15 protein-coding genes are annotated in these 13,743 nt (G+C 64.8%); 3 read left to right on the top strand and 12 right to left on the bottom strand.

Annotated features, from left to right (window positions below; genetic code table 11):
- Nucleotides 1–30 precede the first annotated feature (30 nt).
- Entirely contained in the window at nt 31–825 is a 795-nt protein-coding gene (locus AC0WRY_RS21545) for an ATP12 family chaperone protein (RefSeq protein ID WP_194402773.1), read from the bottom strand.
- A gap of 75 nt (nt 826–900) precedes the next feature.
- Here AC0WRY_RS21545 and AC0WRY_RS21550 point away from each other — a divergent pair, with 75 nt between their 5' ends.
- On the top strand, nt 901–1,347 hold the full coding sequence (locus AC0WRY_RS21550) for a hypothetical protein (protein WP_194402774.1): 447 nt from the start codon (nt 901–903) through the stop codon (nt 1,345–1,347).
- Nucleotides 1,348–1,485: 138 nt separating this feature from the next.
- Here AC0WRY_RS21550 and AC0WRY_RS21555 read toward each other — a convergent pair whose 3' ends face one another.
- The 4 genes from AC0WRY_RS21555 to AC0WRY_RS21570 all read right to left on the bottom strand — a co-directional run bounded on the left by AC0WRY_RS21555 (nt 1,486) and on the right by AC0WRY_RS21570 (nt 6,069).
- Nucleotides 1,486–2,709, bottom strand: a complete 1,224-nt coding sequence (locus tag AC0WRY_RS21555; RefSeq protein WP_194402775.1) for an RluA family pseudouridine synthase — start codon at nt 2,707–2,709, stop codon at nt 1,486–1,488.
- A 52-nt stretch (nt 2,710–2,761) separates the two neighbouring features.
- The gene (locus AC0WRY_RS21560; RefSeq protein ID WP_194402776.1) at nt 2,762–4,099 is read right to left on the bottom strand and encodes a replication-associated recombination protein A; all 1,338 of its coding nucleotides are present in this window, start codon (nt 4,097–4,099) and stop codon (nt 2,762–2,764) included.
- Nucleotides 4,096–5,502, bottom strand: coding sequence for a DegQ family serine endoprotease (locus AC0WRY_RS21565; RefSeq protein WP_194402777.1), 1,407 nt, complete (start codon nt 5,500–5,502; stop codon nt 4,096–4,098). The genes AC0WRY_RS21560 and AC0WRY_RS21565 overlap by 4 nt, the downstream gene beginning before the upstream one ends.
- 183 nt (nt 5,503–5,685) lie before the next feature.
- Entirely contained in the window at nt 5,686–6,069 is a 384-nt protein-coding gene (locus tag AC0WRY_RS21570; protein WP_194402778.1) for a winged helix-turn-helix transcriptional regulator, read from the bottom strand.
- Nucleotides 6,070–6,190: 121 nt separating this feature from the next.
- Between AC0WRY_RS21570 and AC0WRY_RS21575 the strand changes: the two genes are divergently transcribed.
- Nucleotides 6,191–7,204: a zinc-binding alcohol dehydrogenase family protein gene (locus AC0WRY_RS21575; RefSeq protein ID WP_194402779.1), complete on the top strand. Its 1,014-nt coding sequence runs from the start codon at nt 6,191–6,193 to the stop codon at nt 7,202–7,204.
- A 103-nt stretch (nt 7,205–7,307) separates the two neighbouring features.
- Here AC0WRY_RS21575 and AC0WRY_RS21580 read toward each other — a convergent pair whose 3' ends face one another.
- Genes AC0WRY_RS21580 through AC0WRY_RS21590 form a run of 3 tightly spaced genes read right to left on the bottom strand, consistent with a single transcriptional unit; the run spans nt 7,308 to nt 9,775 of the window.
- On the bottom strand, nt 7,308–8,624 hold the full coding sequence (locus AC0WRY_RS21580; RefSeq protein ID WP_194402780.1) for a chloride channel protein: 1,317 nt from the start codon (nt 8,622–8,624) through the stop codon (nt 7,308–7,310).
- Between the two features lie 57 nt (nt 8,625–8,681).
- The gene (locus tag AC0WRY_RS21585) at nt 8,682–8,978 is read right to left on the bottom strand and encodes a DUF1330 domain-containing protein (RefSeq protein ID WP_194402781.1); all 297 of its coding nucleotides are present in this window, start codon (nt 8,976–8,978) and stop codon (nt 8,682–8,684) included.
- Nucleotides 8,979–8,986: 8 nt separating this feature from the next.
- The gene (locus tag AC0WRY_RS21590) at nt 8,987–9,775 is read right to left on the bottom strand and encodes an SDR family NAD(P)-dependent oxidoreductase (RefSeq protein ID WP_194402782.1); all 789 of its coding nucleotides are present in this window, start codon (nt 9,773–9,775) and stop codon (nt 8,987–8,989) included.
- Nucleotides 9,776–9,977: 202 nt separating this feature from the next.
- On the opposite strand from AC0WRY_RS21590, the gene AC0WRY_RS21595 reads away from it, so the two are divergent.
- Nucleotides 9,978–10,955, top strand: a complete 978-nt coding sequence (locus AC0WRY_RS21595; protein WP_194402783.1) for a Bug family tripartite tricarboxylate transporter substrate binding protein — start codon at nt 9,978–9,980, stop codon at nt 10,953–10,955.
- Between the two features lie 78 nt (nt 10,956–11,033).
- Here the strand turns inward: AC0WRY_RS21595 and rplQ are convergent, their stop codons facing one another.
- The 4 genes from rplQ to rpsM form a co-directional block, all read right to left on the bottom strand.
- Nucleotides 11,034–11,450 (bottom strand): 50S ribosomal protein L17, encoded by a 417-nt coding sequence (gene rplQ, locus AC0WRY_RS21600; protein ID WP_011088131.1) that lies wholly within the window; start codon nt 11,448–11,450, stop codon nt 11,034–11,036.
- A 121-nt stretch (nt 11,451–11,571) separates the two neighbouring features.
- On the bottom strand, nt 11,572–12,603 hold the full coding sequence (locus AC0WRY_RS21605) for a DNA-directed RNA polymerase subunit alpha (protein WP_194402784.1): 1,032 nt from the start codon (nt 12,601–12,603) through the stop codon (nt 11,572–11,574).
- 114 nt (nt 12,604–12,717) lie between these two features.
- On the bottom strand, nt 12,718–13,107 hold the full coding sequence (gene rpsK / locus AC0WRY_RS21610; protein WP_007603045.1) for a 30S ribosomal protein S11: 390 nt from the start codon (nt 13,105–13,107) through the stop codon (nt 12,718–12,720).
- Between the two features lie 124 nt (nt 13,108–13,231).
- Nucleotides 13,232–13,600 (bottom strand): 30S ribosomal protein S13, encoded by a 369-nt coding sequence (gene rpsM, locus AC0WRY_RS21615; protein WP_008549231.1) that lies wholly within the window; start codon nt 13,598–13,600, stop codon nt 13,232–13,234.
- Nucleotides 13,601–13,743: the final 143 nt, after the last annotated feature.

Here is a 13,743-nt window from a genome sequence, read left to right on the forward strand (position 1 = left end):
CACCCTAGCGTCTACGTCGTAAACCTCTCGTTAAGGACCTTTGGCCACGGCCGCCCTGACCGCCGCCAAGACCGTCACGGCGGCCTCGAAATCCCGGAAGCGCGTGGCCCGGCGGGTAGCTGCCTCCTCGTCCACGCCCCATTGCTCGGCGTTCCAGTCCTCGTCGACATGGGCGGCGGCCCAGACCTGGTCGGCATCGTGCACGTCATGGGCCAGCGCCAGGGCCAGCAGCGCCGAACCAGTCAAGGTGGTCACCACGTGGAGCGCGGCGACCGACCAGGCATCCTCGGGCAGCGCGGCTCGTGCCGCCTTCAGCGCTTCGTCCGGCTGCCTCACATGCATGACGCCCTCGGACAGGATGAAATGCGCCCCCAGCGTCTCCGCGGCCCAGAACAGCACTGGATCCCAATGCGCGGCCTCGCGGGCCACGAGCCCTTCCGGGTGGCCGGCGCGATAGAACAGCAAATCGGACTCGAAGTACTTTGCAAGGTCGTCGCTGACGATCTCGACGCGGTCGACGACGCCTTCGACCACGCTGTTGGCGATCCGCGTCAGCGGCATGGTCACGGGATCGATGCTCGCACCCTGGGCAGCCCATTCCGCGGCGACGCGATCTGCGAGCGTCCGCGCAGGGATCACGACCTGGCGGCCAGACGGCGTGCGGATCGGCTTGCCATCGAGCGTGATGGCAAAACCACCCTCGGCCTCGGTGACGCCGGCCTCCTTGTAGAAGCGCTTGCGCAGCGGCGTGCGCGCAGACGCGCGCGCCGATTCCCGCGGATCGGGCGGAGGCTGGCCTGCGGCTTCTTCGAACAATTCGCGCATGTGAGTTTTCGGTCCCGGTCCCTGGATGCTAGGCTTTTAAGATAAGACCGGGAGCCGATAAAGCGAGCGGCGGGCATGAGGGAACTTGCGGGCATTGCGGCCCTGCTGGCCGGGGTCTGGCTGGCCGCGGCGGAGGCCGGCTTTCGTACCCCCGAATCGCTGGTCCGTAACATCTATGCTCATTACGGCGATGGCGCGCCGGAGCTGTCCAAAGGACTGCCAAGGGATACGGCGACCGCCCGGCAATTCTTCGATCCGGCTATGCGCAAGGCCTGGTCCGCGCCGCGGGCCGAGCCTTACGACTTCCTGGTGCAGAGCCAGAGCTGGAAGCTCGGCCCGGTCGCCATCGCGGTCGTTCGCAGGCAATATGACAAGACCTATGTCGCGGCGAATTTCGACAACCGTGGCAAGCCCGTGACGCTGAACTTCATCGTCGTCAACGGGCCGGAGGGCTGGTTGATCACGGATGTCGAGAGCCCGCATGACAGTTTACGGATGTTTCTGGAGCAGTTTCGGAAGTGAGGGGTGAACCGATCGCTGCTTCCCCAACGTCATTGCCAGTGCAGCGAAGCAATCCAGACTGCTGCCGCGGCGGCAGTCTGGATTGCTTCGTCGCGAGGGCTCCTCGCAATGACGAGGTGGAGGCGAGCCGTGCGCCCCCTACTCCTCCGGCGCGTTCTCGATCGGGTCGAACCGGCTGGCATCGAGTCCGAGCAGATTCCACGACTGCTGCATGTGCGGCGGCAGCGGCGCGGTGGCGTCGATCACGCCGCCGCGCGGATGCGGAATGACGATGCGGCGCGCGAGCAGATGCAGCCGGTTCTGCAGGCCGCCCGGCAATTGCCAGTTCTCGATGTTGAAATATTTGGGATCGCCGACGATGGGATGGCCGATATGGGCCATGTGGGCGCGCAGCTGGTGGGTGCGGCCCGTCACCGGCTTCAGCGACACCCAGGTGAGCTTGTTGCCGGCGGTCTCGACCATCGCGTAATAGGTCACCGCGTGGCTCGCGCCCTCGTCACCGTGCTGGGCAACGCGCATGATGGTGTCGTCCTCGCTCTCCTCCTTGGCGAGGAAAGTCGAGATGCGACCCTGCTTCGGTTTCGGCAGGCCCGGCACCAGCGCCCAATAGGTTTTCCGCGCCGACCGCGAACGGAACGCGCCGGTCAGATGCGAGGCGGCAAAGCGCGTCTTGGCGATCAACAGACAGCCCGACGTCTCGCGATCGATGCGGTGCACGAGGCGCGGCTTCTGGCCCTTGGCATCGCGCATCACCTCAAGCATCTGGTCGATGTGCCGCGTCATGCCCGAGCCGCCCTGCACGGCAAGGCCGGCCGGCTTGTTGAGGACGAGGACGTCGTCATCCTCGAAGATCGTCATCTCCTTCAGCGCCTTGAGCGTCTTCTGCGCAGCCTCCGAAAGCTCGCCGACGACCTTCGGCGCGTCGAGCTTCAGCGGCGGGATGCGGACGCTCTGGCCCTCCTCCAGGCGATCCTTGCTGTCGACGCGCTTGCCGTCGACGCGCAGCTCGCCTTTGCGGACGACGCGCTGGATGTGGGAGAACGACAGGCCAGGAAAGCGCGCTTCGAGGAAACGGTCGACGCGCATGTTGTTCTCGTCGGCCGTCACCTTGACGGTCTGCACCTTGGTCGGCAGCAGCGGCTCGACGGGTTTTGCCGGCACAGCCCTCTCCGGCTCAGCCTTGGGCGGACGCCGCTCGGCGCGCTCGGGGGCACGCCGCTCGAAGCGCGGCGGCTTGCCGCCGGGCTTGCTGCTCGGACGCGGGCCAGCTTTCTTTGCGCCCCGCGCCTGATGCGGACGTGAGTCTTCGCGCTCGTCACGCGAGCGCGGCTTCGGGTTCATTCTCTTGATGCGGCGGCTCATGGTTGCCTGCCTACCCTAAAAGGCGGCTCCCGTCACGGCGAAATGGCCGTTTCTAGCCCGAGCCGCCCCGCTCCTTACGCAGCTTGGCCCAGTAATCCAGCCGCTTCCGGATCTCGCGCTCGAAGCCGCGCTCGGGTGGGTCGTAGAAGGTCTGGCGGCCCAGGGCTTCGGGGAAGTAGTCCTGGCCGGAAAAGGCGTCGGGGGCGTCGTGGTCGTATTCGTAGGCCGCGCCGTAGCCTTCCGACTTCATCAGCTTGGTCGGGGAATTGAGAATGTGCTTGGGCGGCAGCAGCGAGCCGGCTTGCTTGGCGACCTGCATCGCCGTGCCGAAGGCGGTGTAGACCGCGTTCGATTTCGGCGCGGTGGCGAGATAGACCACGGCCTGCGCGATGGCGAGCTCGCCCTCGGGATGGCCGAGGAAGTCGAAGGCGTCTTTCGCCGCATTGGCGATGACGAGCGCCTGCGGATCGGCCAGGCCGATGTCCTCGACTGCCATGCGCACGACGCGGCGGGCCAGGAACAGCGGGTCCTCGCCGGCGTCCAGCATCCGCGCAAGGTAATACAGCGCCGCATCGGGATCGGAGCCGCGCACCGACTTATGCAGCGCGGAGATCAGGTTGTAATGGCCGTCGGCCGATTTGTCGTAGATCGGCGCGCGGCGCTGCAGGATGTCCTGCAACTGCGCGGCATTGAAGATCTCGTCCGCCCGTGCCGAGCGCCAGACCTCTTCGGCGAGCGTCAGCGATGCCCTACCGTCGCCGTCGGCCATGCGCACCAGCACCGCGCGCGCCTCGTCATCGAGCGGCAGCTTCCTGCCCTCGACGTCCTCGGCATGGGCGAACAGCTTTTCGATCGCGGCTGCGTCGAGCGAACGAAACACCAATACGCGCGCGCGAGACAAAAGCGCCGCGTTGAGCTCGAAGGACGGGTTCTCTGTGGTGGCGCCGACCATCACCACCGTGCCGTCTTCCATCACGGGCAGGAAGGAATCCTGCTGGGCACGGTTGAACCTGTGCACCTCGTCGACGAACAAGAGCGTGCCCTTGCCCATCTCGCGGCGGGCGCGGGCGGCGTCGAACGCCTTCTTCAGGTCGGCGACGCCGGAGAACACTGCGGAGATCTGCTCGAAATGCAGGTCGGTCGCATCCGCCAAAAGCCGCGCCACCGTGGTCTTGCCGGTGCCGGGCGGCCCCCAGAACACCAGCGATCCCAGCGTGCGGGTCTCCAGCATGCGTGTCAGAGCGCCGTCGGGACCGAGGATATGGTCCTGGCCGACGACCTCCGACAGCGTGCGCGGGCGCAGCCGGTCCGGCAACGGATGCGGAGCTTCCTGGTCGAGCCCGGCCGCCGCGAAGAGCGTTGGCGTCTGCTGTGGTCGCTTTGGACTCATCCGCCCAGCGTAACGTTGATCTGCTGGCCGCCGCGCACCACCGTGATGCGCCAGAGCCGCGGACGTTCTGCGGCAGCCTTCTCGAGGTCTCCGGTCTTGCTGATCTTCTGGTTGTTGACGGCCAGGATGATGTCGCCCTTCTGGAAGCCGACATTCGCAGCCGCGCTGTCGCCGCCGAGATCGGTGATCACGACGCCTTCGGTGTCGGCGTCAAGATGCAGCTCGTCGGCGACCGCCGGCGTGATGGTCGAGACCTTGGCGCCCTGGAACGGCGAACGCGCAGTGACGACGAGTTCGTTACGTCCCGCATCGGGCGCGGTCTCCAGCGCCACCGTCAGCTTCAGCGGCTTGCCGCCGCGCTGCACGTCGATCTGCGCGGTGCCGCCGAGCGGACGGGTGGCGAAGCGATAATCGAAAGCGTTGGGATCATCCACGCTCTGGCCGTCGATACCGATGATGAGATCGGAGGATTTCAGGCCGGCCTTCGCCGCGGGGCCATTCGACACCACGCTCGCGACCAGCGCGCCAGTCGGCGAGCGCAGGCCGAGGCTCTCGGCGATTTCCGGCGTCACCGCCTGCAGTTTCGCACCGAGCCATGGCCGCTTCACAGCCTTGCCGCCGCTTTTGGCGGAGGCCACGACGACGCGCACCATGTTGGCGGGGATCGCAAAGCCGATGCCTTGCGAGCCGCCGGAGCGCGAATAGATCGCGGTGTTGATGCCGGCGAGCCGGCCGTTCATGTCGACCAGCGCGCCGCCGGAATTGCCGGGATTGATCGCCGCATCGGTCTGGATGAAGAACTGGTAATCGGTAATCCCGACCTGCGTGCGCGCCAGCGCCGAGATGATGCCGTGGGTCACGGTCTGGCCGACGCCGAAGGGATTGCCGATTGCCAGCACGACGTCACCGACCAGCAGCTCATCGGAGTTGGTGAATTCGAGCGCCGGAAACTTCTCCTTCGAATCCTTCAGGCGCAGCACCGCAAGATCGCTGCGGGAATCCTTCAGCACGATCTCGGCCTCGAACTCGCGCTTGTCCGACAGCGATACCTTCACCTGGTCCGCGCCTTCGATGACATGGACGTTGGTGACGACGAGGCCGGACGTATCGACGATGACACCGGAGCCGAGCGAGCGCTGCACCTGCTCCTGCTGCTGGCCCGGCACACCGAAGAAGCGGCGGAAGATCGGGTCGTCCAGCAGCGGGTTGCGGTTCTGCACCACCTTGGCCGCATAGACGTTCACCACGGCCGGCTGAACCCGCTGCACGATCGGCGCATAGGACAGCCGCAGCTCGGCCGGCGAGGACGGGACCCGACGGTCCTGCGCCGCAGCCGGATTGAATTGGGCGGAAAAGGCTATGCACGAGGCCGTGACGGCGGCGGTCCAGATCGATCGAAACATTCCTACCTCTTGGAAAAGACGCCGGAATATAGGCGCGTTCGCCCCCCAATAGAAGGGCGCAGGGCGGCTATATTCGGCCCGCCCCTGACGTCGGAAGCATGCAAGCCTGGCGTGCGGACCGGCCATTTGCCTCGTGCCAAATGATGACCGCGCATCCATTGTCGTGCGACAGATGTTCCCGACCTAGGCTGCGCGCTTACGCTTCTTGACCGGCTCCATTTCGGGCGCAGGCCCGCAGGACAGGAGCCGTTGGTGGTTCTCGCCCCAGGCCTTCAAAATATCGATCACCGGCTTGAGGCTCTCGCCGAGCTCGGAAAGACAATACTCCACGCGCGGCGGCACCTCCGCATAGACCTTGCGGATGACGAGCTTGTCCTCCTCCAGCGCACGAAGCTGTTTCGTCAGCATGCGCTGGGTGATCCCGGGCATCCGGCGGCGCAATTCGCCGAAGCGCTGGGTGCCGCCCTGCAGATGATAGAGGATCACGCCCTTCCACTTGCCGTCGATCAGATCCAGCGTCGCCTCGACCGAGCAGCCCGGGCGCCGGGCAAAGTCGCGCCTTTTCATGCGTGTTTTCCCAATAGTATCCGAACAGGGACTATATCCCCGAATTTACAGTACTTGCCAAATTGGAGCCAGAGCGACAGTTAGGACGCCAGGCGAGCACGCCATCTGATGGAGACAAGCCATGAAGGCCGTCGGCTACACAAAATCGCTTCCGATCGAGGACGCGAATTCGCTGATCGATTTCGAGACTGCAAAACCCGAACCCCGGGGGCGCGACATCCGCGTCGCCGTGAAAGCGATCTCGGCCAATCCGGTCGATTACAAGGTGCGCAAGCGTGCAGCGCCGCCCGAGGGCGAGACCAAGATCCTGGGCTACGACGCAGCCGGCGTGGTCGATGCCGTCGGGCCGGAGGTCACGCTGTTCAAGCCGGGCGACGAGGTGTTTTACGCGGGCTCGATCCTGCGCCAGGGCACCAATTCCGAATTTCATCTGGTCGACGAACGCATCGTCGGCAACAAGCCGAAGAGCCTGTCCTTCGCGCAAGCGGCCGCCCTTCCCCTCACCTCCATCACCGCCTGGGAATTGCTGTTCGACCGGCTCGGCGCGGTGCCCGGCAAGAGCGTCGATCCGCGGACGCTTCTGATCACGGGCGGCGCCGGCGGCGTCGGCTCGATCCTGATCCAGCTCGCGCGCCGCCTCACCGGCCTCACGGTGCTCGCGACGGCGACGCGGCCGGAATCGCAAAAATGGTGCCTCGATCTCGGCGCGCATGCCGTGATCGACCACGGCAAGCCGATGAAGGAGCAGATCGAGGCATTGAAGCTGCCGCCGGTCGCGCTGGTGGCGAGCCTCACCTTCACCGACCAGCACTACAAGGCGATCGCGGACTTCATGGCGCCGCAAGGCAGGTTCGGCCTGATCGACGATCCGCCGGAGTTCACCATGAGCACCTTCAAGGGCAAGGCGATCTCGGTGCACTGGGAATCGATGTTCACGCGCTCCTCGTTCCAGACGCCGGACATGATTGCGCAGCATCGTCTGCTGAACGACGTCTCCGACCTCATCGACAAGAGCGTGCTGCGCACCACGCTCGACCAGACCTTCGGCACTATCAACGCCGTCAACCTCAAGCGCGCGCATGCGCTCCTGGAGAGCGGAAAATCGCGCGGCAAGATCGTGCTGGAGGGGTGGTAGCAGTTGCAACATCGGTGCATAGGGTGGGCAAAGCGAAGCTTGCCCACCCTTGTCGCGATGAGAGAGAGATGGTGGGCACGGCGCAACTGCGCCTTTGCCCACCTTACGGCATCTTGTCCAGTGCGGGGCGCGTCGCCCGTTCGACAAAGCCTTTAGCCAGCGCGTGATAGATGCCCTCCTCGCAGATCATTCGCGAGGTCACATGCGCGATCAGCGCGGCCCCCATCAAGGGCACGACCATGCCGTGATTATCCGTCATCTCGGTCACGATCACGAACGCGGTGATCGGCGCCTGCACCACGCCGGCGAAGTACGAGACCATGCCGAGCAACATGATGGCGCCGAGCGGCGCATCGTGGAAGAACGCGGCGACGTTGCTGCCGATGCCGGCACCAACGGCCAGCGACGGCGAGAAAATGCCGCCCGGTATGCCGCTGATCGCGGCAAAGGTCGTCGCCAGGAGCTTGAGCACACCGAAATCCCGCGGCAACGGCGCGCCGTGCTCCAGCGCCGTCTTTACCTGGTCATAGCCGGTCCCGTAAATCGTATCGCCGGAGACCAAGCCGCAGATCGCGACAGCGATGCCGCACGCGAATGCGAACCAGAGCGGATGGCCCTTGATCGCGCGTCCGAGTGGATTGCTGAATCCGCGCGCCATCGCGATGACGATGCGGCTGAACAGGCCGCCTGCGAGGCCGCCAATCACGCCACAGAGCGGAACGGCCAGCCAGTCCGCGCCGCGCCCCAGCGACATCGCGCTGCTGCCGAAATAGGCGTAATTGCCCGCCAGCGCCAGCGAGGTCAGGCCGGCCGCGATCACGGCCGCAATGATGAGCGTGGAGGTGCGGGTCTCAAATGCGCGGCTCATCTCCTCGATGCCGAACACGATTCCGGCCATCGGCGTGTTGAACGCCGCGGCAACGCCCGCAGCGGCGCCTGCCAGGATCAACCCCGGCTGGCGGCGCGGCGAGACGCGGCCAAGCGCGAACATGATGGAGGCACCGACTTGCACCGTGGGTCCTTCCCGGCCAACGGAGCCGCCACACAGCAGACCGAACAGAGTGAGGATCACCTTTCCGATCGCGATCCGCATCGAAACCAGACTTTCGCGTGCCGTCTGGTCGGTCAGATGGCGTGCGGCGATCGCCTGTGGAATCCCGCTGCCCTGCGCGTTGGGAAACAGCCGGATGGTCAGATAGGCCGAGAGCATGAAACCGAGCGGGGTCACGGCCAGCACGGCGTAGCGGGACTGCGCCAGCAGCAGCGCGAAAGCCTGCTGCGCCAGATCGGCGAGTTGCGCCAGCGCCACCGCCGCTGCGCCAACCCCGATGCCACCGAGCAGGAAGATCGCCTGCCGCTGCCATCGCGCGGAGGTCAATCTGAAGAGGCGTTTATGGCGGGTCGACAGAGGCCTGAGCATGAACGCCCATCCTACCCGACGGCGCGCCAAATGGAACCCGCAGGGGCGGCAGACCAGCTAGGCTTCGACGACTCCCTCGACGAACAGCAGCCGCCGCTCCAGCGCCGTCTGCCGCAGCTTCAGCGCCTCGGCATATTCCGGCGAGGCGTACCATTCCTTCAATCGCGCCATCGATTCGAATTCGACGATAATGACGGCCTTCGGCGGGAGGTTGCCTTCGGCAAGCTCGGCTTTGCCGCCACGGACGAGATAACGTCCGCCGTACTGCGCGATCGTCTTCGCGGCGAGCCTGCGATAGGCTTCAAAGCCGTCCGCGTCGCGCATCTCGACTTCGGAGATCACATAGGCTGTCATGCACGACCTCACGCAATGGTGTTGACGATGCCGCCTTCCGCGCGCAGCGCCGCGCCGTTGGTGGCAGATGCCTGCTTCGAGGCGACATAGACCACCATGTTGGCGATCTCGTCCACGCCGGCGAAACGCTGGAGTAGAGAGCTCGGGCGATGCTGCTTGACGAAGTTGGCGGCGGCCTCGTCCACCGACTGTCCGTTCTGCTTGGCGAGATCCTTCACGAAAGTCTCGACGCCCTCCGACATGGTCGGGCCCGGCAGCACGGAGTTGACGGTGACACCGGTGCCGCGCGTGAGCTGCGCCAGACCGCGGGCGACCGAGAGCTGGGCCGTCTTGGTCATGCCGTAATGGATCATCTCGACGGGAATGTTGAGGCCGGACTCCGAGGAGATGAAGACGATGCGGCCCCAATTGCGCTTGAGCATGCCCTTCAGGTAGGCGCGCGACAGCCGCACGCCGCTCATCACATTGACCTCGAAGAAGCGGCTCCAGTCCTCGTCGGGAATGTCGAAGAAGTCCTTCGGCTCGAAAATGCCGGCATTGTTGACGAGGATGTCGACGTCCGGCAGCGCCGAAACAAGCGCCCTGCAGCCCGAAGCGGTCGAGACGTCGGCGGCGATGCCGCGGACCTTGGCGCCAGCCCCTTCCAGCTTGCGCACGGCCGCATCGACCTTGTCCTGGCCGCGCCCGTTGATCACGACGCTGGCGCCGGAGGCTGCAAGGCCCTTGGCGATGGCATGGCCGATGCCGGCGGTCGAGCCAGTCACCAGCGCGGTTTTTCCGGAAAGGTCGATGTTCATGTAGTATCTCCATCAAATCGATGAGGGGAATATCGGACGCGATGGACCGCGCCGCAATTGGCGCTCACCAATCGGTGAGACGGTCACGAGCTGTTCCGGGTGCAGCGAGGGAGGCATACAACCAGTCTCGATCGCAGATGGAACGATTATTGCTAGCCACACCCGGGCATCTTTGCTCATGCGAACACGGAAGGACCAAGCGATGAAGAGAACCGCCCTCACTGTTGCGCTCGGGTTGCTCGGCCTGATCGGCGGCAACTCGCCCGCGCCGGCTCAAGCGGTCTATCCGGACAAACCGCTGCAATTGATCGTGCCCTTCCCGCCCGGCGGCGCCTCCGACGTGGTGGCGCGCATCATCGGCGGCGAACTGGAGACGCGGCTCGGCAAGCCCGTAATCATCATGAACCGCCCCGGCGGCGGCACCACGATTGCCGCCAAGGAGGTCGCGCGAGCGGCGCCTGACGGATACACCCTGTTCTTCAGCTCGAACTCGAGCTTCACGCTGCCGGCGGCCGTCAAGGAAAGCGTGCCCTACGACGCCGCCAAGGACTTCGAGCCAATCGGCCAGACCGGCAAGATTACGCTGGCGCTGGTCACCTACCAGGACAATCCGATCAAGGACGTGGCCGCGCTCGTCGCTGAAGCCAAGGCCAATCCCGACAAGCTCTCGCTGGCGTCCTTTGGCGTCGCGACCGTCTCGCATTTTGCCGGCGAATTGTTCAAGTCGGCGGCGGGGATCAAGATGGTCCACCTGCCCTACAAGGGTAGCGCGCCGGCGATGAACGACCTCATCGGCAAGCACATCCAGTACCACGTCGACACGGTGATCGCGGTCAAGCCGCAGATCGAAGCCGGCACCGTCAAGGTGCTCGCCGTGTTCTCGGGCAAGCGCACGCCGTACCTGCCCGACGTGCCGACGCTGGCCGAGCTCGGCTATGGCAACATCGATTTCGCGTCATGGGGAGCGGTGGTCGCGCCGAAGGGGCTGCCGCCGTCCGTTCGCGACAAGCTGTCGGCGACGCTGGAGGAGATCATCGGCAGCCCGTCCGTCATCGAGCGCTTCACCAAGGTCGGCTTCGAGCCCGGCTTCGCGCGTTACAGCGATTGGGCGGGCGCCATCGGCAAGGAGACCGCCGAAATGAAGGACATCGCGCAAAAAGCGGGGATCAAGGAGGAATAGTCCCGGCGAATCTGCGCCAGCCCAACAACAAAAACGGCGCCCGAGGGCGCCGTTTTCAATCCGTATCCGCTGAGTGGCTTACGCCGCCTCGGCTTCCTTCTCCTGCACGGGGCCGGAATCCTGGCCCTTGGCATCGACGTCGCGATCGACGAACTCGATCACGGCCATCGCGGCGTTGTCGCCGTAGCGGAAGCCGGCCTTGATGATGCGGGTGTAGCCACCCTGGCGGTCCTTGTAGCGGGTCGCCAGGACGTCGAACAGCTTCTTGACCTGATCCTTGTCGCGCATCTCGGAGATGGCCTGGCGGCGCATGGCCAGCCCGCCCTTCTTGCCGAGGGTCACGAGCTTCTCGACGATCGGGCGAAGCTCCTTGGCCTTGGGCAGCGTGGTGACGATCTGCTCGTGCTTGATCAGCGCGGCCGCCATGTTGGCGAACATCGCGCGGCGATGCTCGGCCGTGCGGTTGAGCTTCCGATGAACCTTGCCGTGACGCATGTAACTATTCCTTACGTTAGAACTGCCGCGACGGTTCGTCGGACCAGTTGCACAGGTGGGCTTCCTGCGTTCGCCCTTAAAAATGACGGCCGGGGACGCCGGCCGTCACGGTGAAGTCAGATCAGTAATGATCCTCGAAGCGCTTGGCGAGCTCGTCGATGTTCTCCGGCGGCCAGCCGGGCACTTCCATGCCGAGATGCAGACCCATCTGGGCCAGCACTTCCTTGATCTCGTTCAGCGACTTGCGGCCGAAGTTCGGGGTGCGGAGCATTTCCGCTTCGCTCTTCTGCACGAGGTCGCCGATGTAGACGATGTTGTCGTTCTTCAAGCAGTTGGCCGAACGCACCGACAGCTCGAGCTCGTCCACCTTCTTGAGGAAGGCCGGGTTGAAGGCGAGGTCCGGGATGATCTCCTGGGCGACTTCCTTGCGCGGCTCTTCGAAGTTGACGAACACGTTGAGCTGATCCTGCAGGATGCGGGCGGCATAAGCCACCGAGTCATCCGGCGAGATCGCGCCGTTGGTCTCGATCGTCATGGTCAGCTTGTCGTAGTCGAGGATCTGGCCCTCGCGGGTGTTCTCGACCTTGTAGGAGACCTTGCGGACCGGCGAGTACAGGCTGTCGACCGGGATCAGGCCGATCGGCGCATCCTCGGGACGGTTGCGCTCGGCGGGCACGTAGCCCTTGCCGGTCGCGACCGTGAACTCCATGCGGATCTCCGCGCCCTCGTCGAGGGTGCAGATCTGCAGGTCCGGGTTGAGCACGACGACATCGCCGACGGTCTGGATGTCACCGGCGGTGACAACGCCGGGGCCCTGCTTCTTCACGACCATGCGCTTGGGGCCTTCGCCCTGCATCTTGATCGAGATGTCCTTGATGTTGAGCACGATGTCGGTGACGTCCTCACGGACGCCCGCGATCGAGGAGAACTCGTGCAGCACGCCGTCGATGTGCACCGACTGCACCGCCGCGCCCTGGAGCGAGGAAAGCAGGATGCGGCGCAGCGCGTTGCCGAGGGTCTGGCCGAAGCCGCGCTCGAGCGGCTCGGCGACGATGGTTGCGAAACGCGAGGAATCGCTGCCAGGCATCACCTGGAGCTTGTTCGGCCGAATCAGTTCTTGCCAATTTTTCTGGATCGTCACTGTTTCACCCATACAGGCCAGCCAATTTGAGGCATCAAATACTGGCGTTGGAGAAAGGCCGCAGGTCGCACCCGCGGCTTCTTGCAAAGTCATTGCGGGCGCGATGCGCCCGCAACTCGTAAAAAATCAAACGCGACGACGCTTGCGCGGACGGCAACCGTTGTGCGGGATCGTGGTCACGTCGCGGATCGAGGTGACGGTGAAGCCGGCGGCCTGAAGCGCGCGGAGCGCCGATTCGCGGCCCGAACCGGGACCGGCGACTTCGACTTCCAGCGTGCGCATGCCGTGCTCCTGCGCCTTCTTCGACACGTCCTCGGCGGCAACCTGCGCGGCGTACGGGGTCGACTTGCGCGAGCCCTTGAAGCCCATCGTGCCGGCGGAAGACCAGGCAATCGTGTTGCCCTGCGCGTCGGTGATGGTGATGGTCGTGTTGTTGAACGACGAGTTCACATGCGCGACGCCGGAGGCGATGTTCTTGCGCTCACGACGACGAACGCGGGTGGCTTCCTTACCCATTGAGTACCTTTCCTGGAGATCTCAAACGCCGCCGTAATGCCAGCGGCTACACCTGTGGAACGAAAAGCGCGTGGCGAACGGGTCATGCCCGTGTTCGCCACACGCCGTGATTGGATTCGAAAACTTACTTCTTCTTGCCGGCGATGGCCTTCGCCGGACCCTTGCGCGTACGCGCATTGGTGTGGGTACGCTGGCCGCGCACCGGCAGACCGCGACGATGACGCAGACCGCGATAGCAGCCGAGGTCCATCAGACGCTTGATGTTGATACCTACTTCACGGCGCAGGTCGCCCTCGACGAGATAGTCGCGGTCGATCACTTCGCGGATCTGGAGCACTTCAGCGTCGCTGAGCTGATTGACGCGACGATCCACGGGGATCTTCACCTTTTCCAGGATCTCACCGGCGATCTTCTGACCGATGCCATGGATGTACTGGAGCGCGATCAGCACGCGCTTGTTGGTGGGAATGTTCACGCCGGCAATACGGGCCACGGCCTTCTCTCCTGTTGCCGATCCTCGTCAGGATCGGGCTTTAAGTGCTTGTGTTCTCGGGCAGGTGTTCACAAACGCGAACACGACGCCCTCCCCCGGTCTTCCTGGGGCCCGGCATCGTCTGAAACTATCCGACTTGGATG

The sequence above is a fragment of the Bradyrhizobium sp. T-12 genome, from assembly GCF_058314695.1.